General features: G+C 61.6%; 23 protein-coding genes and 1 pseudogene. 11 read left to right on the forward strand and 13 right to left on the reverse strand.

Going from position 1 to position 26,503, the window contains the following annotated elements; all coding sequences use genetic code 11:
* Nucleotides 1-16: 16 nt before the first annotated feature.
* Nucleotides 17-1,112, reverse strand: a protein-coding gene (gene prfB / locus QCL51_RS19725) for a peptide chain release factor 2 (protein ID WP_101196216.1) whose coding sequence is annotated in 2 segments (ribosomal slippage) — nucleotides 17-1,039 and nucleotides 1,041-1,112 — 1,095 coding nt in all. Because the reading frame shifts where the segments join, the coding sequence is not laid out codon by codon here.
* A 305-nt stretch (nucleotides 1,113-1,417) separates the two neighbouring features.
* Here prfB and QCL51_RS19730 point away from each other — a divergent pair.
* Complete coding sequence (locus tag QCL51_RS19730) at nucleotides 1,418-1,849, forward strand: hypothetical protein (protein ID WP_021785889.1); 432 nt, start codon at nucleotides 1,418-1,420, stop codon at nucleotides 1,847-1,849.
* Nucleotides 1,850-1,911: 62 nt separating this feature from the next.
* Here the strand turns inward: QCL51_RS19730 and QCL51_RS19735 are convergent.
* From QCL51_RS19735 to QCL51_RS19770, 8 genes and pseudogenes are all read right to left on the reverse strand, one after another.
* Nucleotides 1,912-2,938: pseudogene (locus QCL51_RS19735) on the reverse strand (PleD family two-component system response regulator); the annotation flags it as partial.
* A gap of 48 nt (nucleotides 2,939-2,986) precedes the next feature.
* Nucleotides 2,987-4,000: a Wsp signal transduction system protein-glutamate methylesterase WspF gene (gene wspF / locus QCL51_RS19740; RefSeq protein WP_021785887.1), complete on the reverse strand. Its 1,014-nt coding sequence runs from the start codon at nucleotides 3,998-4,000 to the stop codon at nucleotides 2,987-2,989.
* On the reverse strand, nucleotides 3,997-6,288 hold the full coding sequence (locus QCL51_RS19745; RefSeq protein WP_021785886.1) for a hybrid sensor histidine kinase/response regulator: 2,292 nt from the start codon (nucleotides 6,286-6,288) through the stop codon (nucleotides 3,997-3,999). The genes wspF and QCL51_RS19745 overlap by 4 nt, the downstream gene beginning before the upstream one ends.
* Entirely contained in the window at nucleotides 6,285-6,950 is a 666-nt protein-coding gene (locus tag QCL51_RS19750; protein ID WP_021785885.1) for a chemotaxis protein CheW, read from the reverse strand. Before QCL51_RS19750 ends, QCL51_RS19745 begins: the two co-directional genes overlap by 4 nt.
* Nucleotides 6,947-8,230, reverse strand: a complete 1,284-nt coding sequence (locus QCL51_RS19755) for a CheR family methyltransferase (protein WP_028698372.1) — start codon at nucleotides 8,228-8,230, stop codon at nucleotides 6,947-6,949. The genes QCL51_RS19750 and QCL51_RS19755 overlap by 4 nt, the downstream gene beginning before the upstream one ends.
* The gene (locus QCL51_RS19760) at nucleotides 8,227-8,733 is read right to left on the reverse strand and encodes a chemotaxis protein CheW (protein WP_021785883.1); all 507 of its coding nucleotides are present in this window, start codon (nucleotides 8,731-8,733) and stop codon (nucleotides 8,227-8,229) included. Before QCL51_RS19760 ends, QCL51_RS19755 begins: the two co-directional genes overlap by 4 nt.
* A gap of 5 nt (nucleotides 8,734-8,738) precedes the next feature.
* On the reverse strand, nucleotides 8,739-10,361 hold the full coding sequence (locus QCL51_RS19765) for a methyl-accepting chemotaxis protein (RefSeq protein ID WP_021785882.1): 1,623 nt from the start codon (nucleotides 10,359-10,361) through the stop codon (nucleotides 8,739-8,741).
* 392 nt (nucleotides 10,362-10,753) lie between these two features.
* On the reverse strand, nucleotides 10,754-11,437 hold the full coding sequence (locus QCL51_RS19770; RefSeq protein WP_021784208.1) for a tellurite resistance TerB family protein: 684 nt from the start codon (nucleotides 11,435-11,437) through the stop codon (nucleotides 10,754-10,756).
* A 216-nt stretch (nucleotides 11,438-11,653) separates the two neighbouring features.
* Between QCL51_RS19770 and ydcS the strand changes: the two genes are divergently transcribed.
* The 5 genes from ydcS to QCL51_RS19795 all read left to right on the forward strand — a co-directional run bounded on the left by ydcS (nucleotide 11,654) and on the right by QCL51_RS19795 (nucleotide 17,138).
* A complete protein-coding gene (ydcS, locus tag QCL51_RS19775; protein ID WP_021784209.1) occupies nucleotides 11,654-12,805 on the forward strand; it encodes a putative ABC transporter substrate-binding protein YdcS in 1,152 nt (383 codons plus the stop codon).
* A gap of 150 nt (nucleotides 12,806-12,955) precedes the next feature.
* A complete protein-coding gene (locus QCL51_RS19780) occupies nucleotides 12,956-13,987 on the forward strand; it encodes an ABC transporter ATP-binding protein (RefSeq protein WP_021784210.1) in 1,032 nt (343 codons plus the stop codon).
* Between the two features lies 1 nt (nucleotide 13,988).
* Nucleotides 13,989-14,900, forward strand: coding sequence for an ABC transporter permease (locus QCL51_RS19785; RefSeq protein WP_021784211.1), 912 nt, complete (start codon nucleotides 13,989-13,991; stop codon nucleotides 14,898-14,900).
* Entirely contained in the window at nucleotides 14,890-15,696 is an 807-nt protein-coding gene (locus QCL51_RS19790) for an ABC transporter permease (protein WP_021784212.1), read from the forward strand. Before QCL51_RS19785 ends, QCL51_RS19790 begins: the two co-directional genes overlap by 11 nt.
* Before the next feature lie 17 nt (nucleotides 15,697-15,713).
* Complete coding sequence (locus QCL51_RS19795; RefSeq protein ID WP_031322522.1) at nucleotides 15,714-17,138, forward strand: gamma-aminobutyraldehyde dehydrogenase; 1,425 nt, start codon at nucleotides 15,714-15,716, stop codon at nucleotides 17,136-17,138.
* Between the two features lie 310 nt (nucleotides 17,139-17,448).
* On the opposite strand, the gene QCL51_RS19800 is transcribed toward QCL51_RS19795, so the two are convergent.
* Complete coding sequence (locus tag QCL51_RS19800; protein WP_021785131.1) at nucleotides 17,449-18,555, reverse strand: NADH:flavin oxidoreductase/NADH oxidase; 1,107 nt, start codon at nucleotides 18,553-18,555, stop codon at nucleotides 17,449-17,451.
* A 772-nt stretch (nucleotides 18,556-19,327) separates the two neighbouring features.
* On the opposite strand from QCL51_RS19800, the gene QCL51_RS19805 reads away from it, so the two are divergent.
* Genes QCL51_RS19805 through QCL51_RS19815 form a run of 3 tightly spaced genes read left to right on the forward strand, consistent with a single transcriptional unit; the run spans nucleotide 19,328 to nucleotide 21,421 of the window.
* Complete coding sequence (locus tag QCL51_RS19805; protein ID WP_189638516.1) at nucleotides 19,328-19,921, forward strand: 2OG-Fe(II) oxygenase; 594 nt, start codon at nucleotides 19,328-19,330, stop codon at nucleotides 19,919-19,921.
* Entirely contained in the window at nucleotides 19,918-20,841 is a 924-nt protein-coding gene (locus QCL51_RS19810) for a hypothetical protein (protein WP_135192776.1), read from the forward strand. Before QCL51_RS19805 ends, QCL51_RS19810 begins: the two co-directional genes overlap by 4 nt.
* 37 nt (nucleotides 20,842-20,878) lie before the next feature.
* Nucleotides 20,879-21,421: a hypothetical protein gene (locus tag QCL51_RS19815; RefSeq protein ID WP_021785703.1), complete on the forward strand. Its 543-nt coding sequence runs from the start codon at nucleotides 20,879-20,881 to the stop codon at nucleotides 21,419-21,421.
* A gap of 92 nt (nucleotides 21,422-21,513) precedes the next feature.
* Here the strand turns inward: QCL51_RS19815 and recJ are convergent, their stop codons facing one another.
* Together recJ and QCL51_RS19825 are read right to left on the reverse strand one after the other, a co-directional pair.
* Nucleotides 21,514-23,223: a single-stranded-DNA-specific exonuclease RecJ gene (recJ, locus tag QCL51_RS19820; protein ID WP_020192999.1), complete on the reverse strand. Its 1,710-nt coding sequence runs from the start codon at nucleotides 23,221-23,223 to the stop codon at nucleotides 21,514-21,516.
* Between the two features lie 8 nt (nucleotides 23,224-23,231).
* Complete coding sequence (locus tag QCL51_RS19825) at nucleotides 23,232-23,774, reverse strand: YaeQ family protein (RefSeq protein ID WP_003252169.1); 543 nt, start codon at nucleotides 23,772-23,774, stop codon at nucleotides 23,232-23,234.
* Nucleotides 23,775-23,904: 130 nt separating this feature from the next.
* On the opposite strand from QCL51_RS19825, the gene QCL51_RS19830 reads away from it, so the two are divergent.
* Both QCL51_RS19830 and QCL51_RS19835 read left to right on the forward strand, forming a co-directional pair.
* Nucleotides 23,905-25,104: a CaiB/BaiF CoA-transferase family protein gene (locus QCL51_RS19830; RefSeq protein ID WP_010952569.1), complete on the forward strand. Its 1,200-nt coding sequence runs from the start codon at nucleotides 23,905-23,907 to the stop codon at nucleotides 25,102-25,104.
* A 19-nt stretch (nucleotides 25,105-25,123) separates the two neighbouring features.
* Nucleotides 25,124-25,999 (forward strand): TIGR02285 family protein, encoded by an 876-nt coding sequence (locus QCL51_RS19835; RefSeq protein WP_021785705.1) that lies wholly within the window; start codon nucleotides 25,124-25,126, stop codon nucleotides 25,997-25,999.
* 189 nt (nucleotides 26,000-26,188) lie between these two features.
* Here QCL51_RS19835 and QCL51_RS19840 read toward each other — a convergent pair whose 3' ends face one another.
* Nucleotides 26,189-26,470 (reverse strand): DUF3509 domain-containing protein, encoded by a 282-nt coding sequence (locus QCL51_RS19840; protein WP_021785706.1) that lies wholly within the window; start codon nucleotides 26,468-26,470, stop codon nucleotides 26,189-26,191.
* Between the last annotated feature and the right edge of the window lie 33 nt (nucleotides 26,471-26,503).

Below are 26,503 nucleotides of genomic sequence, written 5' to 3' on the forward strand. Positions count from 1 at the left end.
GGCATGGGGGTGCTAATCACAGGCCCTGCTTGAGGCTCGCTTCCAGATACTGGTCGAGGTCGCCGTCGAGGACTTTCTGGCAGTCGCTACGCTCGACGCCGGTACGCAGGTCCTTGATGCGCGAGTCATCCAGCACGTAGGAGCGAATCTGGTGGCCCCAGCCGATGTCCGACTTGCTGTCTTCCAGCGCCTGCGAAGCAGCGTTGCGCTTCTGCATTTCCAGCTCGTACAACTTGGCCCGCAGCATTTTCATGGCGGTGTCCTTGTTGGCGTGCTGGGAACGTTCGTTCTGGCAAGCCACCACAGTGTTGGTCGGCACGTGGGTGATACGGACCGCCGAGTCGGTGGTGTTCACGTGCTGACCACCGGCACCGGAGGAGCGGTAGGTGTCGATGCGCAGGTCGGACGGGTTGATCTCGATTTCGACCTTGTCGTCGATCTCGGGCGATACGAACACCGCCGAGAACGACGTGTGGCGACGGGCGCCGGAGTCGAACGGGCTCTTGCGCACCAGGCGGTGCACGCCGATTTCGGTGCGCAGCCAGCCAAAGGCGTACTCGCCCTTGATGTGCACGGTGGCACCCTTGATGCCGGCCACTTCACCTTCGGAAAGCTCGATGATGGTGGCGTCGAAACCACGCTTGTCGGCCCAGCGCAGGTACATGCGCAGCAGGATGTTGGCCCAATCCTGTGCTTCGGTACCACCGGAGCCGGCCTGGATATCCAGGTAGGCGTTGTTCATGTCCATCTCGCCGCTGAACATGCGACGGAACTCAAGCTGGGCCAGGTTTTCTTCCAGGCTTTCCAGCTCGGTCACGACGTCGCCGACGGCGCCTTCGTCATTTTCTTCGACGGCCATGTCGAGCAGGTCCTGGCAGTCACCCAGGCCGTTGGACAGCTTGTCCAGGGTCTCGACGACCTGGGCCAGCATGGCACGCTCGCGGCCCAGTGCCTGGGCGTACTCAGGCTTGTTCCAGACGTTGGGGTCTTCCAGCTCGCGGTTGACTTCGATCAGGCGGTCATGCTTGTGATCGTAGTCAAAGATACCCCCGAATTGACAGGGAACGTTCGGTGAGGTCCTTGATGGTGTTCAGGATCGGTTGGATTTCCATGGGCTGCCTACTCGCGCGAATTCGGTGAAAAGCCCGCGAGTATAACGCAGTCGGAGGCGCGGCGGCAGGCCCGCCCGGCAGGGAAACTCCACAGGTTTGGAGCATGCCGATCACGGCGAATATCACAATCGCAGACGAGCGCCAGAAATGTGCTGACTTGGAATAATTGGAGCGAGGAATTTCAGAGGTTTTGCATTCGCGCTCCCCGTCGGAACTGGCATTTCTGCCAGTTGCACGCATCAACGGCAGCTATTCAACTCTTACCTCGTAATACCGACCTGCAATCCCACCCAGGCGAGGCCAAAATGAATACCACCAAAATCATCGAAATTTACCCTAAATCAGCCACAAATACCGAATGGAGACTTAAAGGCGAGTTCGGCACCCTGACCATACCGAAAGAAAAAAACGGCTCGCTCAGCCTTAAAGCCATAACCAACCCAAGCGGCTCCCCTACAAAATACAGATTCGAGATGAATATTCTCTTCCCTGGCGTCGAGGGTGGGTCCCAGGAAAGCCTGGAGCAAGTCAGGACGGAGTTCATCTTCGCGAGCTCAATCAACCGCATAGAACATAGCGTCGATCAGAAATTGGTCACCTATGATTACTACGGCGATGACAATACGCTCAAGGTCAAGTCCATTTATCCGTGCAAGGTCGCCTACCAGCTTGTCTACAAGAATGGCGACATGGTTATCTTTCACGGCCCTACAAGGTACATAGAAATCGTGGAGTGAGCGTTATAAAAACAGGGGTATCGATACCGCCAGCCATCTTCGTCAACATTCTGAACAGTGCGCGCTGGCGGTATTCGCCCCTCAAGCAACGCCCACTTGGTTCCGGCCGCTGTTCTTGGCCAGATACAGCCCCTTGTCCGCCGCCGAAATCAGCTGCCGGCAATGGCTGCCAATAGCAGGCGTCTGGGTGGCTAGGCCGATGCTTACGGTCAAAAATGCATCAGCCGTCGGCGCAGTATGCGGGATGCCCAGGCCCAGCACGGTCTGGCGCAGCTTTTCGGCCACCAGCCGTGCCCCGCCTGGCGAGGTGTTGGGCAGCACCAGGGCGAACTCTTCGCCGCCATAGCGCGCCGGCAGGTCGGTCGGCCGCGAGCACGAGCTACGGATGGCTTCGGCCACCTGGCGCAAGGCCTCGTCACCGGCCAGGTGGCCAAAGCTGTCGTTGTAGACTTTGAAGTAGTCCACGTCGATCATCAGCAACGACAGCTGCTGCTGTTCACGCATCGCCCGGCGCCATTCCAGCTCCAGGTACTCGTCGAAATGGCGACGGTTGGACAGCCCGGTCAGGCCATCGGAGTTCATCAGCCGCTGCAGCATCAGGTTGGAATCCAGCAACTGCTGCTGGCTGACGCGCAGGGCACGGTAGGCCTCGTCGCGCTGCAGCAGGGTCAGGTAGGAACGCGAGTGGTAGCGGATGCGTGCCACAAGTTCGATGGTGTCAGGCAGCTTGACCAGGTAATCGTTGGCCCCGGCGGCAAATGCCGCACTCTTTACCAACGGGTCTTCCTTGGTCGACAGGACGATGATCGGGATGTCCTGGGTCACCGGGTTGTTGCGGTACTCACGCACCAGGGTCAAACCATCCAGGCCAGGCATGATCAGGTCCTGAAGAATGACCGTGGGCTTGATGCGCATGGCCTGGGCCACCGCCTGGTGCGGGTCGGCACAGAAGTGGAAGTCGATGTTGTCTTCATCGGCCAAGCCACGCCGCACCGCTTCGCCGATCATGGCCTGATCGTCGACCAGCAGCACCATCGCCGAGTTTTCGTTGGTGGTCGCGAAACCTTCGATCGGTAAATCATTCATCATTGTTCACCCGATCACTACCGGCCTGGCGGCGTGATTCAATACATTTCGTCATTTTACGAAAAATTCAGTCAAGCGCCCGGCTATGCGTTCCAGCGGGCGAATTTCCACGGCGGCATCAATAGCCGCAGCAGCCTTGGGCATGCCGTACACCGCGCTGCTGGCCTGGTCCTGGGCAATGGTCAGAAAGCCCTGCTGACGCATCAGCTTCAGCCCCTGGGCACCGTCGCGGCCCATGCCGGTGAGCAGCACGCCCACCGCATCGCCATTCCAGTAACGTGCCACGCTCTCGAAGAACACATCGATCGAGGGCCGGTAGATTTCATTCACAGGTTCGGCAGTGTAGGCCAGTTGGCCGCTCTGTAGCAGGCGAATGTGGTGGTTGGTGCCGGCCAGGAGTACCTGCCCTGGCTGCGGTGGTTCGCCTTCACGGGCCAGGCGCACCGGCATGCCTGCTGCGCTGCTGAGCCATTCGGCCATGCCTGCGGCAAACACCTGGTCCACATGCTGGACCAGCACGATGGCCGCCGGAAACGCTGCCGGCAAGCCCTTGAGCAACACTTCGAGTGCTGCAGGGCCACCCGCCGAAGACCCGATTGCCACCAACCCGCGACGCTGGGAAGCCTCGCGCGGCGGTGCGGCCACCGACCTTGCGGCAGGTGCACGCTGCTGGCCGACCAGCCAGCCGATATTGAGGATCTTGCGCAGCAAGGGCGCCGCCGCTTCGCGGGCATCGCCAGCACCCAGCGCTGGGGTATCGACCACATCGAGGGCACCATGGCCCATGGCCTCGAACACCCGGTGCACGTTCTGTTTACGGTCGACCGTAACGATGACAATGGCGCATGGGGTTTCGGCCATGATCCGCCGGGTCGCCTCGACACCGTCCATCACCGGCATGATCAGGTCCATGAGGATCAGGTCCGGTAACTGCTCGGTGCAGCGCTGCACCGCCTCGGCACCGTTGCTGGCCACCCACACGACCTGATGTGCGGGCTCCAGGGCAACCGCCCGGCGCAACGCTTCGACGGCCAGGGGCATGTCATTGACGATGGCGATCTTCATCCCTGAGCACCTCCGATCAGCTCCACCACAGCATCCAGCAACGCATCGTCGTGGAAACTGGCCTTTGCCAAATAGTAGTCGGCGCCAGCATCCAGTCCTCGCCGCCGGTCTTCCTCACGGTCTTTATAGGACACCACCATCACCGGCAACGACTGCAGGCGCTGGTCGCGACGCACCAGGGTAACCAGCTCGATGCCGTCCATGCGCGGCATGTCGATGTCGGTGATCAGCAGGTCGAAGTCCTCGCCGCGCAGGGCGTTCCAGCCGTCCATGCCATCCACCGCGACCGCCACTTCGTAGCCACGGTTGCCCAGCAGCTTGCGCTGCAGTTCGCGCACGGTCAGCGAGTCGTCGACCACCAGGATACGTTTGCGGACCACACCGCGGGCTCCGCTGCTGCCGCGTTCGATGCGCTCCAGGCTGCCAGTGCTGAGCAGTTTTTCCACCGAGCGCAGCAAGTCTTCGACATCGACAATCAGGACTACCGAGCCATCATCGAGCAAGGCGCCGGAGGAAATGTCCTGCACCTTCCCCAAGCGGGGGTCGAGTGGCATCACGACCAGCACCCGCTCCCCCACCAACCGCTCCACGGCCACGCCGTACAGATGCTCGCGCTCACGAATCACCACCACCCGCAGGCTGGCTTCGTCACTTTGCCCGGCCGGGCGATTGAGCAGCTGGCTGGCCGCCACCAGGCCGATATGCCGGCCTTCGTGCCAGAAGTGCTGGCGCCCCTCGATCTGCACGATCTGGTCGGCGGTCACTTCCAGCGTGCGTTCGATATGCGCCAGCGGGAAGGCGTAAGCCTCACCGCCCACCTCGACCACCAGGCTGCGAACGACCGACAGGGTCAGCGGCACCTGCAGATGGAAGCGACAGCCCTGCCCTGCCACCTGGGTCAACTCGATCGAGCCGCGCAGCTCGCGGATCAAGTGCTGCACCGCATCCAGCCCCACACCGCGCCCGGACACTTCGGTAACCTTGTCGCGCAGGCTGAAACCGGGCAGGAACAGGAACGTCAGCAGCTCCGCCTCACTCATCTGCGCCACCGTATCAGCAGGCGACAGGGCGCGCTCGACGATGCTGCTGCGCAGGCGCTCCAGGTCGATACCGGCGCCATCGTCGATCAGCTCCAGGCTGAGCATGCCCGCCTGGTGCGAAGCCCGCAGTCGGATCACCCCCTCGTCCGGCTTGCCCGCCAGCAGGCGCCGCTCGGGCAATTCGATGCCGTGATCGACGGCATTGCGCAACAGGTGGGTCAGCGGTGCTTCGAGCTTTTCCAGCACATCGCGGTCGACCTGGGTCTTCTCCCCTTCCACCACCAGCCGCACCGGTTTGCCCAGCGAACGGCCCAGGTCGCGAACCATGCGGCTTTGCCCGGTCAGCACGTCGGCAAACGGCCGCATCCGGCAAGCCAGGGCGGTGTCATACAACAACTGCGCACGCTGGCTGGCCTGCCAGCCGAACTCATCCAGGTCGGCCGCCTGTTGCTGCAAAATCTGCTGGGTCTCTGCCAGCAGGCGCTGGGTCTGTGCCAAGGCCTCAAGCACCTCGCTGCTCTGACCACTGTCTTCCAGTTGCATGCGCAAGCCGTCAAGTGCCTGCATGCCTTGGCCGTGCATGCGTTTGAGACGCTGCAAGGTAGCCAGGTACGGTTTGAGCCGCTGGGTTTCCACCAGCGACTTGCTGGACAGGTCAAGCAGGCTATTGAGGCGGTCGGCGGTGACACGCAGTACCCGCTCGGCACCTTCGCCAGCGCGCTTGCCAGCCTTGCGCCGCAGGGCTGGTTCGGGTTCTGGCGGTTCGGCTCGCACTACCTCGGGTGCAGGCGGCAGGGTTGCCAGCGGCGGCTCCGGCGACGCGGATGCAGCCAGCGGCACGACAGGCACGGCAGAAGTGCCCGAGTCGAGCAGGCTGGCCATTTGCGCAAGAAACACCGGCAAGGTCGCCTGCGCCCCGGCATCGCCGGGTGTGGCAATACGTATCAGCAGGTCGGTACCTTGCAACAGCGCGTCAATATGCTCGGCGGTCAGACGCAGTCGGCCTTCCTGAGCCGCTACCAGGCAATCCTCCATGACGTGGGCGACACTGACACCAGCATCCACCCCGACGATGCGCGCTGCCCCCTTGAGCGAGTGCGCAGCGCGCATGCACGCTTCTAGCTGGTCGGCCTGGGTGGGGTTGCGCTCCAGTGCCATCAGGCCAGCGCTGAGCACTTGGGTCTGTGCCTCGGCTTCCAGGCTGAACAGTTCGAGCAACGATGCGTCGCGCATTTGCTCTGGGGTCATGACAGGCTCCGCTGCACGGCAGACATTAAGTGTTGATCGTCCAGAACCCGCACGCTGCGGCCGCGCCACTGCAAGACTGCGGCGGTGAAGCGTGTGGCGTCCCGGCCACTGCCCAGCAGCTGCGGGTCGAGCCGATGAATACCGTCGATTTCCTCGACGGCCATCACCACCGGCCCCCCCTCGGCGGCCAGAATAAGCATACGTGGCATCGCCCGGGCGCTACGTGGCTCGGTGGCGCCGGCCTGCACCCCGAGCAAGTCAGCCAGTGACAGGCACGGCACCAACGCGCCGCGCACATTGGCAACCCCATGCAGCAGCCGCGAGCGCTGGTGCGGCAATGAATGCACCGCCTGCAACGGGGCGATCTCGACCAGGCAAGCGGTAGCCAGCGCCAGCCATTCTTCGCCCAGACGGAACAGCAGCATGGAATGGCCGGTGTTTTCCTCGTCCGGCTGCACCGCTGCAGCCTGGTGGTCCTGCGTCAGCGCATAGCGGTCGAGCAAACGCGTGGCAGCAGCGGCATACACCTCGCAATTGCGGCAATGAACATGCCGCTCCAGCAGTGGGCACTGCTTGTCGCCGCGCACGCCAATGCGGTTCCAGCAGTCGTCGATGTGTGCATCATCCTCGGCGAGCAACTGCATCGCGGAATCACTGTTCATCGTTCAGACTCCCGGCCAGCCCGCGCCGCGCGCTCCTGAAGGCGCCGGGCGCCGGCCAGGTCACCCTGGGCCGCCAGCAAGGCGGCCAGGTGCACCAGCGCCTCGGGGTGCTGTGGTTCCAGGTACAGGGCCTTGCGATAATGGCTCAACGCCTGCTGCGCATCGCCTTCAGTATCACTGAGCAATCCCAGCCAGTAGTAAACCTGTGCCGACGGCGGGTACTGGCTCAGGTAGCGCTGGCATTCGCTACGGGCCTGCTCGCTGGCGCCGGCATTGGCCAGCCGGGCAATGCCGGCCAGCAACTCACTGGCCCCCTCGTGCTTGTGCTCGCGGGCTGGCGCTGGCTTGGCCGCCACCGGCAGCACACGCAGCGGGCGCAGCGAACGAGGCAACGCCACGCTGGGCTGCGGATAAACCGGTGCGGGTAAAGTCGTGAACGTACGCTTGGCGGGTTGGGCAGGTGCCGCAGCCAAGGGGGCGCTGTCGCCTTCGTGACGCACATAGGCAAACGACTGGGCGATCCCCAGCGGACGCATACCCATGCGTGCCAACAAGCTGCCTTCCGCCGGGCCGATGAACAGCACACCCTGCGGATGCAGCAAGCGCTTGAGCACTTCGAACACACGCTGTTGGGTCGCTACGTCGAAATAGATCAACAGATTGCGACAGAACACGAAGTCATACAGGCCGTCGCGGCTGGCCAGCGCCGGGTCAAGCACATTGCCCACCCGCAGGCTGACTTGCTGGCGTACCCGTTCATGCAGGCGGTGGCCTTCGCCCAGAGCATCGAAGTAACGATCGCGAAAGCACAGTTCGCTACCACGGAACGCATTGCGCCCATAAACCGCCTGCCCAGCCTTGGCAACCGAACTGGGGCTGATGTCCATTCCATCAACAAGGAATGCCCCTGGCGCCATGCCGGCGTCAAACAAGGCCATGGCCAGCGAATAGGGCTCTTCGCCGGTAGAACACGGCAGGCTGAGCAAGCGCAACGGACGCGCGCCAGCCAGTTGAGCCAGCCGTTTATGGGCCAGGCTGGCCAGCGCTTTGAAGGATTCGGGGTACCGGAAAAACCAGGTTTCCGGGACGATCACCGCTTCGATCAGCGCCTGTTGCTCATCTGCCGACTGCTGCAGGCGCAGCCAGTAATCGTCCAGGTCCATCGCGCCCGCAGCCACGCAACGTTGACGCAGCGCGCGTTCGACCATGGGCGCGCCCACCGACTCCACGTCCAGGCCAATACGCTCGCGCAAGAAGCGGAAGAAACGCTGTTCGTTCATTTAGGCATCCCTGTCGGGTCTTGCGTATACAGCAATGCGTGCACGGCGTCGGGCAGCAGGTCATTGACTTCGATGCGCTGCAGCAGGCCCTGGGCATCCTGGCGCACTGGGCCCAGATAAGGCGCTTCGCCTGTGTCCACCCCATAGGGCTGGAACTCGTCGGGTTGGCAACGCAGGGTTTCGGTGGCCTGCTCCAGGATCAGGCCCAGCTGCAGGCTGCCTCGGTAGCGCACCAGCACCAAGCGGGTGCTGGTGCGTTGCACCGCCGGCTGGCCGAAGCTCAGGGCGGCAAGGTCGATCACCGGTACCAACTGGCCACGATGGGCGAGGATACCCGCCACCCAGGCAGGTGCCTGGGCGATCGGCTTGAGCGGCTGACGGGGCAGCACTTCGACCACCTCGTGCACGCTCAGGGCAAACCGCTGCTCTCTGATGCGAAACTGTAGGTACAACACCCCTTTGGTGTTCTCCGCCCCCGCGCTGCGCAGTTGCAAGTCGTTCATCGCGGTCAGACTTTGAAACGCGACACGCCGCCACGCAGGCCCGCGGCCACCTGGCTCAGCTCATCGATGGCATAGCTGGCCTGGCGCAACGACTCGACAGTCTGGGTGCTGGCATCGCTGAGCTGGGCCAGCGCCTGGTTGATCTGCTCGGCACCGGTGGCCTGGGCCTGCATGCCTTCGTTGACCATCAATACGCGCGGCGCCAAGGCCTGCACCTGGTGAATGATCTGGCTGAGTTGTTCGCCCACCTGCTGCACCTCGAACATGCCGCGGCGCACTTCTTCGGAGAACTTGTCCATCCCCATGACACCGGCCGACACTGCCGACTGGATCTCGCGCACCATCTGCTCGATGTCATAGGTGGCCACGGCGGTCTGGTCGGCCAGGCGGCGCACTTCGGTAGCGACCACGGCAAAGCCGCGGCCATATTCGCCGGCCTTTTCCGCTTCGATGGCGGCGTTGAGCGACAGCAGATTGGTCTGGTCGGCAACCTTGACGATGGTTACCACCATCTGGGTGATGTTGCTGGCTTTCTCGTTGAGGATACCGAGCTTGGCATTGACCAGGTCGGCAGCGCCCATCACCTGGTGCATGGTCTCTTCCATGCGTGCCAGGCCCTGCTGCCCGGAGCCTGCCAGGCTGGATGCCTGATCAGCAGCCGTAGTCACTTCGGTCATGGTGCGCACCAGGTCCCGCGAAGTGGCGGCGATCTCCCGCGAGGTAGCGCCGATTTCGGTGGTGGTGGCGGCTGTTTCAGTGGCGGTGGCCTGCTGCTGCTTGGACGTGGCGGCAATTTCGGTGACCGAAGTGGTCACCTGCACCGACGAGCGTTGGGCCTGGGCCACAAGGTTGGCCAATGCCTCGGCCATTTCGTTGAAGCCGCTTTCGATGGCACCGAATTCGTCCTTGCGATCCAGGCTCAGGCGCATGCTCAGGTCACCGGAGCGCAGTTTGTCGAGGGCATGCACAATACGCTGCATGGGCGCCGTGATAGCGCGCATCAGCAGCAGGCCGCAGATGCCGGCAGCGACGATTGCCAGCAACAGCGAAACCAACATGCTGCCCTTGGCCGTGTTGACGGCATTGACGATCTCGTTGGTGGCGGCACCGGCAGAGGCCCGATTATTCTCGATCACATCATTCAGGTGCTCGCGCCCGTCCATCCAGGCCGGGGTGAGGACCTCGTTGATCAGCCGTTGGGCTTCGTCGTAGTTGTGCTGACCGTACGCATCCAGCACCTGGTTGACGATCTTGAGGTAGTTTTCTTCCAGTTGCACGAAGCTGTCAAATCGGGCCTGGTCGTCCTTGTCCTGAATGGTGGTCTGGTAACTGGCCATGAATTGCTTCAGCCGGTTATCGAAGTTTCTGAACAGTTCCAGGTCGGCCGAAGTAATTTCACGATGGTTCGACAGGCCCACCAACTGCTGGCTGGTGACGTAGCTGTCGACCCAGGCGCTGCGGATCATCGAGCTGTAGTAGACGCCGGGAATGCTATCGGTCCCCACCGCCTCTTCGGCGGTTTCGATAGTCACCAACCGCGAGTAGGCGGCCACGATCATCAGCAGCATGATGGCGATGATCACGGCGAAACTTGCCAGGATCCGTTGGCGCAAGGTCCAGTTCTTCACATTCAGCCCTCAGGAATTCACAACGAGCGGGAAAAATCGCCGAAGTATAGCCCAGGCGCCTTATGCTTTTGCGGGTGAAGTGCGGGGTATGAGGTAAAAGCCACCATGTGCATGACGCAACATATTCAGCGCCTGTGAGATCGAGCGCCGCCCGCGCGGCGCATCGCGAGCTGCGCTCGCTCCTACGTTTGTTTCGGGCCAGTTATTTCTGAGGGATTTGCGCGCGAGCATTTTGCTGCATGGCGCGATATCACGTTGGACGAACAAGGCGGTCGCGCGCATTGGCACAGGCGTTACTGGCCCGAAACAAACGTAGGAGCGAGCGCAGCTCGCGATGCGCCGCGCGGGCGGCGCTCCATCTAACAGGCGCTGAATATTCCCCGACAGGTGTATTACGGAGCCACCGCTTGCCGTACCTGGTTTTCCAGCTCCTGGCGCAAGCCCGGGTCCAGCCGCAACTGGCGTGCCAACTCGTCCAGGTAGGCACGCTCCATGAAGTTTTCCTCATCAACCATCATCACGCTGGCCAGGTACATCTCGGCAGCCATCTCCGGCGTTTGCGCAGCGCGGGCCACTTCGGCCGGGTCCAGCGGCTTGTTCAGCTCGGCATGCAGCCAGTGTTGCAATTCGCGGTCGCTGTCCAGGCGCGTAAACTCGCCCTCGATCAACGCCCGCTCGCGCTCGTCGATATGCCCATCGGACTTGGCCGCAGCCACCAGGGCGCGCAGTACCGCCTGGCTGTGCTGCTCGGCCTGGGCCGGCGGCAGGCGGTCTATCGTTTGAGGCTCGGCTGCGGCCACACGCTGGTTTGCCTGCCAGTTGCCATAAGCTTTATAGGCCAGCACCCCCAGCGCGGCGAGGCCACCGTAAGCCAGGGCTTTGCCACCGTACTTGCGGGCCTTCTTGCTACCCAGCAACAGGCCCAGAGCGCCGCCCCCCAAAAGGCCGCCCCCTGCTCCGGACAATAACCCGCCAAGCCCGCCTGACGCGCTGCCAGGTTTGGTCGCGCCCCCCTGCTTCTCGAGCATTTGCTGGCCGGATTTGAGGAGTTGATCAAGCAAGCCCCGGGTATTCATTCGCGTGTCTCCACGTAAGAAGATTCAAACGCCAGAGTAAGGCTTGGCGAAGCACACGCCATGCAGGGATTTGCTTCCGGATGTTGCATTAGCTGGCAAAAAGCCAACTAGACTCGATATCGCCAATGCTTCGCACCCACGCACTACGCTTATAACGATTGCTTCACTGCTTGCCTCATGACTGCCCGAAAAAGATCGCCAAGAAGAGGGAACACCATGTCAGTGCACAAGACCGCATTGCTCGGCGCCACCACCTGCGCCATGCTGGCCAGCGCCAGCCTGCAGGCCGCCGAACCGCCCAAGGCCCTGGGAGCCGGCGAGGGGCGCCTGGACATCGTCGCCTGGCCCGGCTACATCGAACGCGGTGAAAGCGACAAGGCCTACGACTGGGTGACCAACTTCGAAAAGGAAACCGGCTGCAAGGTCAGTGTAAAAACGGCCGCCACCTCGGACGAGATGGTCAGCCTGATGACCAAGGGCGGCTATGACCTGGTCACCGCCTCGGGCGATGCATCGTTGCGGCTGATAGCAGGCAAGCGTGTACAACCGATCAACACCGCCCTGATCTCCAATTGGAAGACCATCGACCCGCGCTTGCAGAACGGTGGCTGGTATGTGGTCGACAAGCAGGTGTACGGCACGCCGTACCAGTGGGGGCCAAACGTGCTGCTGTACAACACCAACACCTTCAAGCAGGCACCGACCAGCTGGAGCGTGGTGTTCGAGCCGCAGAACCTGCCCGATGGCAAGCCGAACAAGGGCCGCGTGCAAGCCTATGACGGGCCGATCTACATCGCCGATGCAGCGCTGTACCTGAAGTCGTCCAGGCCCGAACTGGGCATCAAGGATCCGTACGAACTGAACGAGGCACAATACAAGGCCGTGCTGGAACTGCTGCGCCAGCAACAACCGCTGATCCACCGCTATTGGCATGACGCCACGGTCCAGATGAGCGATGTGAAAAACGAAGGCGTGGTTGCCTCCAGCTCCTGGGGCTACATGGTCAATGGCCTCAAGGCCGAGAACCAGCCAGTGGCCTCGACCATTCCCAAGGAGGGCGCGACCGGCTGGGCCGACACCACCATGCTGCACGCCGAGGCCAAGCACCCCAATTGCGCCTACAAATGGATGGACTGGTCGTTGCAACCTAAGGTGCAAGGCGATGTGGCAGCCTGGTTCGGCTCGTTGCCGGCTGTGCCGGCGGCGTGCACCGCCAGCGAGCTGCTGGGGGCCGAGGGCTGCAAGACCAACGGCTTCGACAACTTCGACAAGATTGCCTTCTGGAAAACACCGCAGGCCCAAGGGGGCAAGTTCGTGCCTTACAGCCGCTGGACCCAGGACTACATTGCGATCATGGGTGGTCGCTGAGGTTGTCTGAATGCCTGTGCCGGCCTCTTCCCGGGCAAGCCCGTTCCCACAGGTTCTTCACCTGATGCAAGGGTGACGCTCCACCTGTAGGAGCGGGCTTGCCCGCGAAGAGGCCGGTACAGGAGAAATATTCATTCCTGGAGTCCACGCATGCCCCTAGCCGTCCAGTTCACCCAGGTTTCCCGCACCTTCGGCGAGGTCAAGGCCGTCGACCAGGTCAGCATCGACATCATCGATGGCGAGTTCTTTTCCATGCTCGGCCCTTCCGGCTCAGGCAAGACCACCTGCCTGCGCCTGATCGCAGGCTTCGAGCAACCCTCCAGTGGGTCGATCCGCATCCAGGGGATCGAGGCTGCTGGCATGCCGCCCTACCAACGTGACGTCAACACTGTGTTCCAGGACTATGCGCTTTTCCCGCACATGAACGTGCTGGACAACATCGCCTATGGCCTGAAGGTAAAAGGCGTGGGCAAGGCCGAACGCCACAGCCGCGCCGAGGAAGCCCTGGCCATGGTAGCCCTGACCGGCTATGGCGCGCGCAAACCGGCACAGCTGTCTGGCGGCCAGCGTCAGCGCGTGGCCCTGGCCCGGGCGTTGGTCAACCGGCCGCGGGTGCTGCTGCTGGATGAGCCACTGGGCGCACTGGACCTGAAATTGCGCGAACAGATGCAAGGCGAGCTGAAAAAGCTGCAACGCCAACTGGGCATCACCTTCATCTTCGTCACCCACGACCAGACCGAAGCGCTGTCGATGTCCGACCGGGTCGCGGTGTTCAACCGCGGCCGAATCGAACAGGTCGACACCCCGCGCAACCTGTACATGAAGCCCAGCACAACCTTCGTTGCTGAATTCGTCGGCACGTCCAACGTGGTGCGGGGCGAGCTGGCCATGCAGCTCAACGGCAGCCTTGCGCCCTTCTCCATCCGCCCCGAGCACATTCGCCTGGGCGACCCGGTAGTGACCAGCCATGAGGTACAGGTCAGCGGCGTGCTGCGTGATGTCCAGTACCAAGGCAGCGCCACCCGCTACGAACTGCAGCTGGACAACGGCCAACTGCTGGCAGTCAGCCAGGCCAATGACCGCTGGCAGAAGCAGATACAGGCCTGGCAGCCCGGGCAACGGCTGCAGGCGCACTGGCCCCGCGAGGCCATGACAGTGCTGCAGGAAACCGAGGACCGCTGAGATGAGCACACTGCGCAGCTTGTCCAACCTGCTGTACCGGCGCCCCAACCTGTACCTGGCACTGCTGTTGATCCCGCCGCTGACCTGGTTCGGCGCGATTTACCTGGGCTCGCTGCTGAACCTGCTGTGGCAGGGCTTCTATACCTTCGACGACTTCACCATGGCGGTGACCCCGGACCTGACCCTGGGCAACTTCGCCGCGCTGTTCAACCCATCGAACTTCGACATCATCCTGCGCACCCTGAGCATGGCGGTGGCGGTGTCGCTGGCCAGCGCGGTACTGGCCTTCCCCATCGCCTACTACATGGCGCGCTACACCAGCGGCAAGACCAAGGCTTTTTTCTACATCGCGGTGATGATGCCCATGTGGGCCAGCTATATCGTCAAGACCTATGCCTGGACCCTACTATTGGCTAAGGGCGGCGTGACCCAATGGTTCGTCCAGCAGCTGCATCTGGATGGCCTGCTGCAAGCAGTGCTGGCCGTGCCGGGCGTGGGCGGCAGCACGCTGTCGACTTCGCACCTGGGGCGCTTCCTGGTGTTCGTGTATATCTGGCTGCCGTTCATGATCCTGCCGATCCAGGCCTCGCTGGAGCGCTTGCCACCGTCGCTGCTGCAGGCTTCGGCAGACCTGGGCGCCCGGCCAGGGCAAACCTTCGTGCAGGTGATCCTGCCGCTGTCGATCCCCGGTATCGCCGCCGGCTCGATCTTCACCTTCTCGCTCACCCTGGGTGACTTCATCGTGCCACAACTGGTCGGCCCGCCCGGCTACTTCATCGGCAGCATGGTCTATGCCCAGCAAGGGGCGATCGGCAACATGCCGATGGCCGCCGCATTCACCTTGGTGCCCATCGTGCTGATCGCGGTGTACCTGGCCATCGTCAAGCGCCTGGGGGCCTTCGATGCACTCTGAAAAAGCGTCTGCAGGGCTGCGCCTGGCGGCGTGGGGCGGCTTGCTGTTCCTGCACTTCCCGATCCTGATCATCTTCCTGTACGCCTTCAATACCGAAGACGCGGCGTTCAGCTTTCCGCCCAAAGGCTTTACCCTGAAGTGGATCGACGTGGCCTTCGCCCGGCCCGATGTGCTTGAGGCAATCAAGCTTTCGCTGCAGGTGGCTTGCCTGGCCACATTGATCGCACTGGTGCTCGGTACGCTGGCCTCGGCGGCGCTGTACCGGCGCAGTTTTTTTGGCAAGGAAAGCATTTCGCTGGTGCTGATCCTGCCCATCGCCCTGCCAGGCATCATCACCGGCCTCGCCCTGCTCTCGGCATTCAAGACGCTGGGGATAGAGCCCGGGGTGTTCACCATCGTAGTCGGCCACGCCACGTTCTGCGTGGTGATCGTCTACAACAACGTGATCGCCCGCCTGCGGCGTACCTCGCAAAGCCTGATCGAAGCCTCGATGGACCTTGGCGCCGACGGTTGGCAGACCTTCCGCTACATCGTCCTGCCCAACCTCGGCTCGGCGCTGCTGGCGGGCGGCATGCTGGCCTTTGCCTTGTCGTTCGATGAAATCATCGTCACCACGTTCACCGCCGGGCACGAGCGCACCCTGCCGATCTGGCTGCTCAACCAGCTCAGTCGCCCGCGCGACGTACCCGTGACCAACGTTGTCGCCATGCTGGTGATGCTGGTGACCATGCTGCCGATTCTTGGCGCCTATTACCTGACCCGTGGCGGCGATAGCGTCGCGGGCGGTGGCAAATGACCCTGGAGGAGCCCCCGATGCAAACGCAGATGCTGATCAATGGCCAGCTGGTCGCTGGCCAAGGCCCGGCCTGGACCGTGCTCAACCCGGCGCTGGGCACTGCCCTGGCGCAGATCAACGAAGCCAGCGAAGCCCAGGTGGACAGCGCCGTGCGCGCTGCCGACCAGGCCTTCGACAGCTGGTCGCAAACCAGCCCTAAAGAACGTTCGCAGGCCTTGCTGGCGCTGGCCGACGCCATCGAAGCCCATGGCGATGAACTGGCCAGGCTGGAATCGCAAAACTGCGGCAAGCCCCTGAGCGCTGCACTGAACGACGAAATCCCGGCGATTGCCGACGTGTTCCGCTACTTTGCCGGTGCGGCGCGCTGCCTGGGCGGCTTGGCGGCAGGCGAGTACCTGCCGGGCCACACCTCGATGATTCGCCGCGACCCGTTGGGTGTGGTGGCTTCCATCGCGCCGTGGAACTACCCGCTGATGATGCTGGCCTGGAAGATCGCCCCGGCCCTGGCTGCTGGCAACACAGTGGTGATAAAGCCGTCCGAACTGACGCCCCTGACGGCCCTGCGCCTGGGCGAGCTGGCCCAGGACTTGCTCCCGCCGGGGGTGCTGAACATTCTCTTCGGTCGCGGCCAGACGGTCGGCAACCCGTTGATAACCCACCCCAAGGTGCGCATGGTATCGCTGACCGGCTCGATCCCCACCGGCGCGCACATCATCAGCGCCACCGCCGACAGCGTGAAACGCATGCACATGGAATTGGGCGGCAAAGCGCCGGTGCTGGTGTTCGATGACGCTGACATCGATGCCGCCATCGACGGCATCCGAACCTTCGGCTTTTACAACGCCGGCCAGGACTGCACCGCAGCCTGCCGTCTGTATGTGCAGGACGGGATCTACGAGCGCTTCGTCGAGCGCTTGGGGAAAGCCGTAGCCAGCCTCAAACCGGGCCTGCAGGAGTCTGAAGAAACCGAACTGGGGCCGCTGATCAGTGCCCAGCACCGCGACAAGGTCGCCGGTTTGGTGCAGCGGGCCATCGCCCAGCCGCACATTCGTCTGGTAACCGGTGGCAAGGCAATAGAGGGCGATGGCTATTTCTTCGAGCCTACTGTGCTGGCCGATGCCCTGCAGGACGACGAGATCGTGCGCAACGAAGTTTTTGGCCCTGTGGTTTCGGTCACCCGCTTCACCGATGAAGCGCAGGTGCTGGAATGGGCCAACGACTCCAACTACGGCCTGGCCTCATCGGTATGGACCCGTGACACCGGCCGCGCCCACCGCCTGGCGGCGCGCTTGCAGTACGGCTGCACCTGGGTGAACACCCACTTCATGCTGGTCAGCGAAATGCCCCATGGCGGGCAGAAGCATTCAGGGTATGGCAAGGACATGTCGATGTATGGGCTGGAGGACTACACCTGTGTGCGGCATGTGATGATCAAGCATTGAGGAGGCTCAGGGGTACGTCGGTACATTTGTAACGCCAACGAGATCGAGCGCCGCCCGCGCGGCGCATCGCGAGCTACGCTCGCTCCTACGTTTGTTTCGGGCCAATTATGCCTGTGGGATTTGCGCGCGAACGCCTTGGCGCATGGCGCGATATCGCGTCGTACAAACAAGGCGGTCGCGCGCGCCTGTCACAGGCGTGACTGGCCCGAAACAAACGTAGGAGCGAGCGTAGCTCGCGATGCGCCGCGCGGGCGGCGCTCGATCTCAGCCCCAAACAAAACTCTCGCCAACCCCCAGCAACTCGAAGCCCCTAGTCCCGCAAATCAGACTCGTGAATCGGGTTGGCCCTGCTCGTGGCGCGTTGGTATTGCGCCGGCCAGGTGGCCTTGTTGCCGCCCAGGTCGTCGTCGGCATGCAGCGGCCAGTACGGGTCGCGCAGCAGTTCGCGGGCCAGGAAGATAATGTCGGCCTGGCCGGTGCGCAGGATGTGCTCGGCCTGGGCCGGTTCGGTGATCATGCCCACCGTGCCGGTGGCCATTTCCGATTCCTTGCGCACGCGCTCGGCAAAGCGGGTCTGGTAGCCGGGGCCGGTAGGGATCTCGGCGTTGACCGAGGTGCCACCAGAAGAAACATCGATCAGATCCACGCCCAAACTCCGCAGGCGGCGAGCCAGTTCAACGGTTTCATCCGGGTTCCAGCCATCCTCTACCCAATCGGTAGCCGATACCCGCACGAACAGCGGTAATTCGGCAGGCCAGGCCTTGCGCACGGCGTCGACCACCTCCAAGGTCAGGCGGATACGGTTTTCGAAGCTACCGCCGTATTCGTCACGGCGCTGGTTGCTCAGCGGTGACAGGAACTGGTGCAGCAGGTAGCCATGGGCAGCATGGATTTCCACCACCTTGAATCCAGCCTTCAAGGCGCGTTCGGTCGAGGCGACGAAAGCGGCGATTACATCCTGGATCTCGTCCTGGCTCAGCTCGCGTGGAGGCGTGTGCTGCGGATCGAAGGCGATCCTCGATGGCCCCACCGGCTGCCAGCCGCCCTCCTCCAGTTTGACGCTGCCTGGTTTGCCAAGCCACGGGCGGTAGGTACTGGCTTTGCGCCCGGCGTGAGCCAGCTGAATACCAGCCACGGCGCCCTGGGCACTGATGAAGCGGGTGATGCGCTGCAACGGCGCTATCTGGGCGTCGTCCCACAGGCCCAGGTCTTCGGCGGTGATCCGGCCATCGGCGGTCACCGCCACGGCTTCAGTGATTACCAGGCCGGCGCCACCGACGGCACGGCTGCCTAAATGGACGAGATGCCAGTCGTTGGCCAAGCCATCGACGGCGGAATACTGGCACATTGGTGACACGGCGATGCGGTTGGGCAAGGTCAGCTGACGCAGGGTGTAAGGCTCGAGCAGCAGGCTCATGAGGGCACCTCCCAAGGACTCCAATGGTGATCCGGCCCGGACACTCAAGTGCACATCCCTGGCCCGGTGCCGGTCATTAATGAGACTAGACCAGATTGGTGGTGGGGAAGGTTCTGTGGGATGGCGAGGGGTTCGCCGAAAGGTTTGCAGCGCCTGTGAGATCGAGCGCCGCCCGCGCGGCGCATCGCGGATAAATCCGCTCCTACATCTGTTTCGGGCCAATCACTCCTGTGCCGCCAACAGGGACCGCCTTGATGCATGGCTGAAGACCGATGAAAAGCAGTGGTGCCCACCTCGATATCGAAGGGAACAAACAAGGCGAACAGCGGTGGCCTCACAGGAGTGACTGGCCCGAAACAAACTGTAGGAGCGGATTTATCCGCGATGCGCCGCGCGGGCGGCGCTCGACTTCCGCAACCCTGCAAGAATCAAGGCAGGCACTTAATGGCCTTAGTACGGCCCCGGGATTTCTGAATGGTCCGACGCATGTATCAGACGTTTCCTACACATATGAGCTGGCGATGCCTTTAAGCGCTAGGGTAGTACCACCCACGACAACCCTTTCCACCCGGCCTACCGGGCATCTTAGAAAAATCCTACAGCCTATTACTTAAAGTTCTACGTTCTCTTGGGAAATTCTTCTCAAGCAACATCTCCCTCCTCCTATCGCTGTTCTGCCTCTCAAATACTATTGTCCATCACGTCACGGCGACCAATGAAGCCAATCACGCAGTTCGCACAAACTCGACCTCCACGCTCGCGAGTTGAGTCAATGACGGATATCCCCTTTACAGAAAAACCGACAGTATTAGATAAGTTTATTACTGAACACGAGCAAAATTTACTCACAAATTCATTTTCGGGTGCAATATGGAGATATGGCTGGCCCATTAATACAATTCCCCTCGCACGTCCTTGCTGGCACATCTTCATAGCCGGTAGCAAACGTACCTCACTGGAGTGCTGCGAGCATGAACTGGCCAGCGACAGCCATTGGGGCTTTCTACTTGATATTTGGAGGCGCACGCAGCTTGCTCACATGCGTGACTGTTTGCTGCTGGGTGTTTACGCAAACGGCCAGACTTTCGGCCAAGACAGTCCTATTCATAGAGATAACAAATCAATTGAACCAGGAAAAACCGCAGTCCTCTTCTGCAATGCCCAGTGGGAAACCACATGGGGCGGCGAACTGATTCTATTCGATCAGCAGAAGAATGACACCATCGCTGCCATACAACCAAAGCCGGGACGCATAGCGATTTTCGACGGACACATACCGCACAGAGCCAGAGCGCCCACCGTTGACTGCGACAAATTGCGAATCACTATCGCTTTCAAGACCATGAATAAGAATATTAAACAATGAGCACACGCGCCGAACTGATAGTAGCAGTAATAGATAAAACGGCAAAACCCATCAATCAAACTGGGGGAGCAGCAGCAATCCACGACCAATTCAACACAGATAAAACCGGATTTTCACTAGTCATCCAAACAGCACAGACAACTACGGCGATAGCCTCAGTAGTCTCCGTCACTCACCTCCCGATAGGTGCTGTACCCTTCATTAACATTGTTACCAATACCCTTTCTGGCACCGTGACCTTCCTGAAAGTCGCGGCAGACCTCAAAGAGGGCGCGAAAATTAAGAGCGGAGATGTCATAAGTTTGGCAAGCAACGTCGCAGGCATCGTGGCCTCGTTCGCCATTCTGGCCGGAGCACCTTTAATTGCTGGAGGGGCCACAGTCGTGGGCGTAACCGCCACACTCTATAGCATCTTCAATTCTGACCTGGCTAAAGCAGCTTACGACAAGATGGCTCCACTCTTTACCAGCCTGCTGAGTCAAGGTAACCTTACTGGTTTTACCGCGCCACGGATTGCGCCTGACTTCACACTCGCTTCACCTGACCAGATACTTTCCACCCACCAGGGAATGATCACAACCGTTAACTGGAACCCTGACTCTTCAGAAATATCCCTAGGCACCGAACCACTAAGTTTTCCAGATAGCAGCCAGGCTCACACCGCCCCAACAGGGAGCGAGACTTTCAATTCAACGCAACCGCCTCCCCTTAGCGGAAACTCCAGCAGCAACTCAGTAGCGGTGACATCTACCCCTGACATACCTGCCCCTGACGCAACACTGACTATAAGCATAGAAAGTATAGATGGTATAAAGTCACCCGACCAAGCACCATCAATTACCGTACCTATTGACGACAACCAGGACAATCAAGATAACTACATATGCTGTAGCAGCGCGCAGCAGGATCAGTACTTCTAGCCAACCTGTAAAACCCTCCACGCCGTAACGAGCCGATATGAATATCTGGCAGCAATCGCTAAAACTCATACGTGAACTCCCGCCTCACAAACAAGCCAAAGCACTATTAATAGGCGGACTTATAAATCTAACCCTAGGCACCAGCTTCACATTCATGTGGCGCGAACACAAAAACACCAATGAAGAGTTATGGTCGCGAGTTCCAGCCTCTCTCACCTCCAAGCCTGAAACCTGGGATAGCGACAAATCTCTTTATACGTTCAGCATCAAGTTTAAAACTTCAAATGGAAAGCACCACAACGCTCATCTTTATGCAGACAAAATATACTATGATGCAGCGAGCCTGGACCTAAATACGCCACTCTTTGTTGACATAGCAACCTCTAAAAGCGCTGCAACGGCTCAGCGCTTAATCGCTCCTAATGGAATGTTTCTTTATGATTCTGCAATGGCGGCACATGTCACCAATGTAAGAAACCGGGAGACCACACTAGCAGTTATCATTTTCTCATTTAGCGGCATCAGCATCTTGATTGCGGCAGCGGCGATCTACTACCGCCCCAGAAAGGAGTGCAACTGAACCTGAGCAGCACCTGGGAGATCGAGCGCCGCGCGGGCTGCGCTCGATTTGTGCCCCAGCGCAAGATCCAAGGCAGGCACCTGACGCTAAACTCAGCGCGGCTCCATATGCGCAATCATCAACTGCACACTCTCATTACCGCGAAACTCGTTCACATCCAGCTTGTACGCCAACTCCACCCAGCGCACCGTCGGGTTTGGCCACACTTCGCGGTCAATGCCGAAGGCAATGCCATCCAGCCGCACCGAGCCACATTCGCTCTTGAGCACCACTTTCAGGTGCCGTTCGCCAACCACACGCTGCTCCACCAACTGGAACACGCCATGGAACAGCGGCTCCGGGAAGTGCTGGCCCCAAGGCCCGGCGTGGCGCAGGGCCTTGGCCAGGTCGAGGTGGAATTCCTCGACCGCCAGGCTACCGTCGGATAACAGCCGGCCGGTCAGGTCTTCTTCGCGCAGTTGACGCCGCACCTCTTCATCGAACGCCTCGGCAAATGCCGGGAAATTGGCCTCGGGCAACGATAACCCTGCCGCCATGGCGTGGCCGCCGAACTTGCTGATCAGTTGCGGGTGGCGCGCGGCCACGGCATCCAGCGCATCGCGAATATGGAAGCCCGGCACCGAGCGCGCCGAACCTTTGAGCATGCCGTCGCCAGCATCAGCGAACGCAATGGTCGGCCGGTGGTAACGTTCCTTCAGACGCGAAGCCAGAATACCGATCACCCCTTGGTGCCAATCGGCATCGAACAGGCACAAGCCGTAGGGCATGGACTCGACCGGCAGGTCCTTGAGCTGGGCCAGGGCCTCGCGCTGCATGCCCTGCTCGATGGACTTGCGGTCCTGGTTCAGGTCGTCCAGCTGCTGGGCCATGTCCTGGGCCAGCGCCGCGTCTTCGCACAGCAGGCATTCTATACCCAGGCTCATGTCGTCCAGCCGCCCTGCGGCGTTCAACCGCGGGCCGAGGATGAAACCGAGGTCGGTCGAGGTGATCCGCCGGTGATCACGGCGGGCCACTTCGAGAATGGCCTTCAGCCCTGGTCGGGCTCGACCGGCGCGGATGCGCTCGAGGCCTTGGTGCACCAGGATGCGGTTGTTGGCATCCAGCGGCACCACGTCAGCAACACTGCCCAGCGCCACCAGATCGAGCAGCTCGCCAATGTTTGGCTGTGGCTGCGCCTCGTAGCGCCCAAGGCTGCGCAAGCGAGCGCGCAGGGCCATCAACACATAAAAGATCACCCCTACCCCGGCCAGCGACTTGCTCGGAAAGCTGCAGCCCGGCTGGTTGGGGTTGATGATGGCATCGGCATCGGGCAACTGCTCGCCCGGCAGGTGGTGGTCGGTGACCAGCACCTTGAGCCCGGCGGCCTTGGCGGCTGCCACCCCATCAACACTGGAAATGCCGTTGTCCACGGTAATCAGCAACTGCGGCTGGCGCTGCAGCGCCACCTCGACGATTTCCGGGGTCAGGCCGTAGCCGTACTCGAAGCGGTTGGGCACCAGGTAATCGACATGGGCCGCACCCAGCAGGCGCAGGCCCAGCACCCCGACGGTGCTGGCGGTGGCACCGTCGGCATCGAAGTCGCCGACGATGAGGATGCGCTGGCGCTGGTCGATGGCTTCGACCAGCAGGTCCACACCGGCCTCGATCCCCTTGAGCTGCTGGTACGGCAGCAGGCGTGCCAGGCTTTTGTCCAGCTCGGCCTCGCTCTGCACGCCGCGCGCGGCGTAAAGGCGGGTCAGCAAGGGTGGCAGGTTACCCAGAAATGGCAGGGTCGGCGGCAGCGGGCGAGGTTCGATACGCATGGGTTGCTTCAACCACGCTCACCGAGCAGCCACTGCAGTTGGACTTCATGCTGGCCACGGTCGTCGGTCACGAATACCGTACCTTCACTGATCATCACGTCCCACTTGATGCTACGCGGCATGTCGGTCGCCAAGGTTTCCAGCACCTCCTGCGGCACAGCGGCAATGCTCAGATTTTTCAGGTTCTTGACCGCGCTCACTACTTTGCCTTCCCACACTCGCAGGCTGCCGTAAGCCAGCAAGCTGGTGCGTTCGGTACGACGCGAGCACCAGGTCAGGCGATCGGCATCGGGCTGGCCAACTTCAATCCAGTGCAGCACGCGATCGTCCAGGCTCTTTTCCCACAGCGCCGGTTCATCGACATCCGACAGGCCGCGGCCAAACGACAAGTTCTCGTTGTACCAGAGCGCGTACGCCAACAAACGAACGGCCATACGCTCTTCGGTTTCCGAAGGGTGCCGAGCGATAGTCTGTTTGACGCTTTCGTAGACGTTGCGATCAAGGTCGGTGAGATTCAATTCGAACTTGTAGGTGGTGGACGGCTGGGCCATGGTCGACGGGCTTCGTGCAAAAGAAAGTGGCACAGTCTACCCCATCCGCACCTTCCATGCCCCGCAGCAGTACCCGGCGAAACCGACGTGTGATAAAACCACGGCTCTGCCCAACTGCCACGGATACCCCATGTCGACGCCCAGCAAACCCCTCGCCGGCCTTAAAGTTGTCGAACTCGGTACCCTGATCGCCGGGCCGTTCGCCTCGCGCATCTGTGCCGAATTCGGCGCCGAAGTGGTAAAGGTCGAATCGCCCGACGGCGGCGACCCGCTGCGCAAGTGGCGCAAGCTGTACGAGGGCACCTCGCTGTGGTGGTTCGTGCAGGCCCGCAACAAACAGTCACTCACCCTCAACCTCAAGCACCCCGAGGGCCGCGACATCCTCAAGCGCCTGCTGGCCGAGGCCGACATCCTGATCGAAAACTTCCGCCCGGGGGTGCTGGAGAAACTCGGCCTGGGGTGGGATGTACTGCATGCGCTGAACCCGCGCCTGGTGATGGTGCGCCTGTCGGGCTTTGGCCAGACCGGGCCGATGAAAGACCAGCCAGGCTTCGGTGCCGTAGGCGAGTCGATGGGCGGCCTGCGCTACATCACCGGTTTCGATGACCGCCCCCCGGTGCGCACGGGGATTTCCATCGGTGACTCGATTGCTGCCCTGTGGGGGGTGATCGGCGCGCTAATGGCGCTGCGCCACCGGGAAGTCAATGGCGGCCAGGGCCAGGTGGTGGACGTGGCCCTGTACGAGGCGATCTTTGCCATGATGGAGAGCATGGTCCCGGAGTTCGATGTGTTCGGTTTTATCCGCGAACGCACCGGCAACATCATGCCTGGCATCACACCTTCCTCCATCCACACAAGCGCCGACGGCAAGCATGTACAGATCGGCGCCAACGGTGATGCGATCTTCAAGCGCTTCATGCAGGCCATCGGTCGCGACGACCTGGCCAATGACCCCACCTTGGCCAGCAACGACGGCCGCGACCTGCGTCGTGACGAGTTGTACGGGGTAATCGACCGCTGGGCCAACAGCCTGCCACTGGAGCAACTGATGCAGGTGCTGACCACCGCCGAAGTGCCGGCCAGCCGTATCTATTCGGCCGAAGACATGTTCAACGACCCCCAGTACCTGGCGCGCGAGATGTTCCTGCAGGCCAAGCTGCCGGATGGCAAGCCATTCCACATGCCCGGCATCGTGCCCAAGCTGTCGGAAACGCCCGGATCTAGCGAATGGGTTGGCCCGGCCTTGGGCGAGCATACCGAGGCGCTGCTCGGCAGCCTGGGCTACGACGCAGCGGCCATCGCCAGCCTGCGTGCAGCGGGCACGGTCTGACCCTGGCGCTTCTGTCTCCATGTACGCAATCCGCTGCCTACGCCTTCTGGTCCTGCTCTGCGGGCTTTTGCCCGCGTTGCTGATACAGCCAGCGAGCGCCAAGGAGCACCTCTTCTGGCTGGTGCGTGACCTGCCACCTTTCACCATTTTTGATGGCCCGGAAGAAGGCCGGGGGGTGATCGACCAGTTGTTACCGCTGCTGATCAGGCAGATGCCCGAGTACGAGCACAGCATCGTGCGGGTCAACCGCGCCCGCGGCCTGCAGATGCTGCAAGACCGTGACACCTTCACCTGCGACCCAACCGTGCTGTGGACCCCGAAACGGGCCGAGTATGTGCATTTTTCCGTTCCATCGCTGGGCGCGCTCAGCGGTGGCCTGGTGTTGCGCAAGGAAAACCAGGCGCTGGTGGCACCCTACCTCGACGGCCAGCAGGTGGACCTGAATGGCCTGCTGAGCAAGGCCTCGCTGAAGCTGGGTATCGTCGCCGAGCGCAGCTATGGCACCCAGATTGACACCATCCTGAGCCAGTTGCCCGACAGCACGCTCAGCCGGCACTACGGCAACGAGGCCACCGCCAACCTGCTGCAAATGCAGCAACTGGGGCGTCTGCGCCTGGTGCTCGGCTACTGGCCAGAGGTGCGCTACCTGATCGAACAACAAGGCGGGTCACTGACTGACTACCAGTTTCATACTGTGCAGGGCGTGAATCGCTACCAGTTTCTGCATGTGGGATGTTCAGATAACGAACGGGGGCGTGCGGCAGTTGCACACATCGACCAGTTGTTGCCTGCCCTGCGCCGGGATGTATTGCCAGGGTTGTATGCCCGCTGGCTGGACCTTGCATTGCGGGAAGACTACCTGAAGGACAGCCGTCTTTTCTTTGAGGACAGATAAGCCCACCCGGCATGCACCGTCTTTGCAGGAGCAGCCTTGGGGATAGGTGCCTGCCCGCAAAAAAGAAACCCCGGGCGCTGGGGAAGACGCCCGGGGCCAAGCGAAAGCCCTTGAGGACTTCCCGTGACAGCCTTGCCAGCGCCGGAGCAAAGCACTGGCTGGCTGCCCCTACACTGTCTGATAAGCCACTTAGGCAAAGGTTCCCTGCGGTTGCTGGCGATGCTGCAATGCCGCGATCACACAAGGCTGCAACCGGCCCTCGGCTATTTGCAGGTCTCGGTGCAAGCCGTCCACGAGGTCGATCAACAGGCGTTGCTCCTGCAATTGGCGCTCGCTGACCGTGCGCTGCAAGGTAATACCCGAGAGGCGGTCGTGAACGGTCAGTTGGCGATTACCGCCGGGATCGGCGATGCCGAGGTGGGTCTGATAGGGCGTCAGGGCTTCGTTGAGCAGGCTGCAGATTCTTTCCATCCGGATCACTCGCTGCGTGGTGGGACCTAAAGT

The organism is Pseudomonas sp. LTR0, assembly GCF_036630035.1.
GTDB lineage: Bacteria > Pseudomonadota > Gammaproteobacteria > Pseudomonadales > Pseudomonadaceae > Aquipseudomonas > Aquipseudomonas putida_Y.

Coding starts and splice junctions, on each gene's coding strand:
- ydcS (WP_021784209.1), top strand. CDS start 11,654: ATGTCAGTGCACAAGACCGCATTGCTCGGCGCCACCACCTGCGCCATG.
- QCL51_RS19785 (WP_021784211.1), top strand. CDS start 13,989: ATGAGCACACTGCGCAGCTTGTCCAACCTGCTGTACCGGCGCCCCAAC.
- wspF (WP_021785887.1), bottom strand. CDS start 4,000: ATGAAGATCGCCATCGTCAATGACATGCCCCTGGCCGTCGAAGCGTTG.
- QCL51_RS19790 (WP_021784212.1), top strand. CDS start 14,890: ATGCACTCTGAAAAAGCGTCTGCAGGGCTGCGCCTGGCGGCGTGGGGC.
- QCL51_RS19730 (WP_021785889.1), top strand. CDS start 1,418: ATGAATACCACCAAAATCATCGAAATTTACCCTAAATCAGCCACAAAT.
- QCL51_RS19795 (WP_031322522.1), top strand. CDS start 15,714: ATGCAAACGCAGATGCTGATCAATGGCCAGCTGGTCGCTGGCCAAGGC.
- QCL51_RS19770 (WP_021784208.1), bottom strand. CDS start 11,437: ATGAATACCCGGGGCTTGCTTGATCAACTCCTCAAATCCGGCCAGCAA.
- QCL51_RS19800 (WP_021785131.1), bottom strand. CDS start 18,555: ATGAGCCTGCTGCTCGAGCCTTACACCCTGCGTCAGCTGACCTTGCCC.
- QCL51_RS19750 (WP_021785885.1), bottom strand. CDS start 6,950: ATGAACAGTGATTCCGCGATGCAGTTGCTCGCCGAGGATGATGCACAC.
- QCL51_RS19780 (WP_021784210.1), top strand. CDS start 12,956: ATGCCCCTAGCCGTCCAGTTCACCCAGGTTTCCCGCACCTTCGGCGAG.
- QCL51_RS19835 (WP_021785705.1), top strand. CDS start 25,124: ATGTACGCAATCCGCTGCCTACGCCTTCTGGTCCTGCTCTGCGGGCTT.
- QCL51_RS19745 (WP_021785886.1), bottom strand. CDS start 6,288: ATGACCCCAGAGCAAATGCGCGACGCATCGTTGCTCGAACTGTTCAGC.
- recJ (WP_020192999.1), bottom strand. CDS start 23,223: ATGCGTATCGAACCTCGCCCGCTGCCGCCGACCCTGCCATTTCTGGGT.
- QCL51_RS19805 (WP_189638516.1), top strand. CDS start 19,328: ATGACGGATATCCCCTTTACAGAAAAACCGACAGTATTAGATAAGTTT.
- QCL51_RS19755 (WP_028698372.1), bottom strand. CDS start 8,230: ATGAACGAACAGCGTTTCTTCCGCTTCTTGCGCGAGCGTATTGGCCTG.
- QCL51_RS19825 (WP_003252169.1), bottom strand. CDS start 23,774: ATGGCCCAGCCGTCCACCACCTACAAGTTCGAATTGAATCTCACCGAC.
- QCL51_RS19830 (WP_010952569.1), top strand. CDS start 23,905: ATGTCGACGCCCAGCAAACCCCTCGCCGGCCTTAAAGTTGTCGAACTC.
- QCL51_RS19760 (WP_021785883.1), bottom strand. CDS start 8,733: ATGAACGACTTGCAACTGCGCAGCGCGGGGGCGGAGAACACCAAAGGG.
- QCL51_RS19810 (WP_135192776.1), top strand. CDS start 19,918: ATGAGCACACGCGCCGAACTGATAGTAGCAGTAATAGATAAAACGGCA.
- QCL51_RS19815 (WP_021785703.1), top strand. CDS start 20,879: ATGAATATCTGGCAGCAATCGCTAAAACTCATACGTGAACTCCCGCCT.
- QCL51_RS19840 (WP_021785706.1), bottom strand. CDS start 26,470: ATGGAAAGAATCTGCAGCCTGCTCAACGAAGCCCTGACGCCCTATCAG.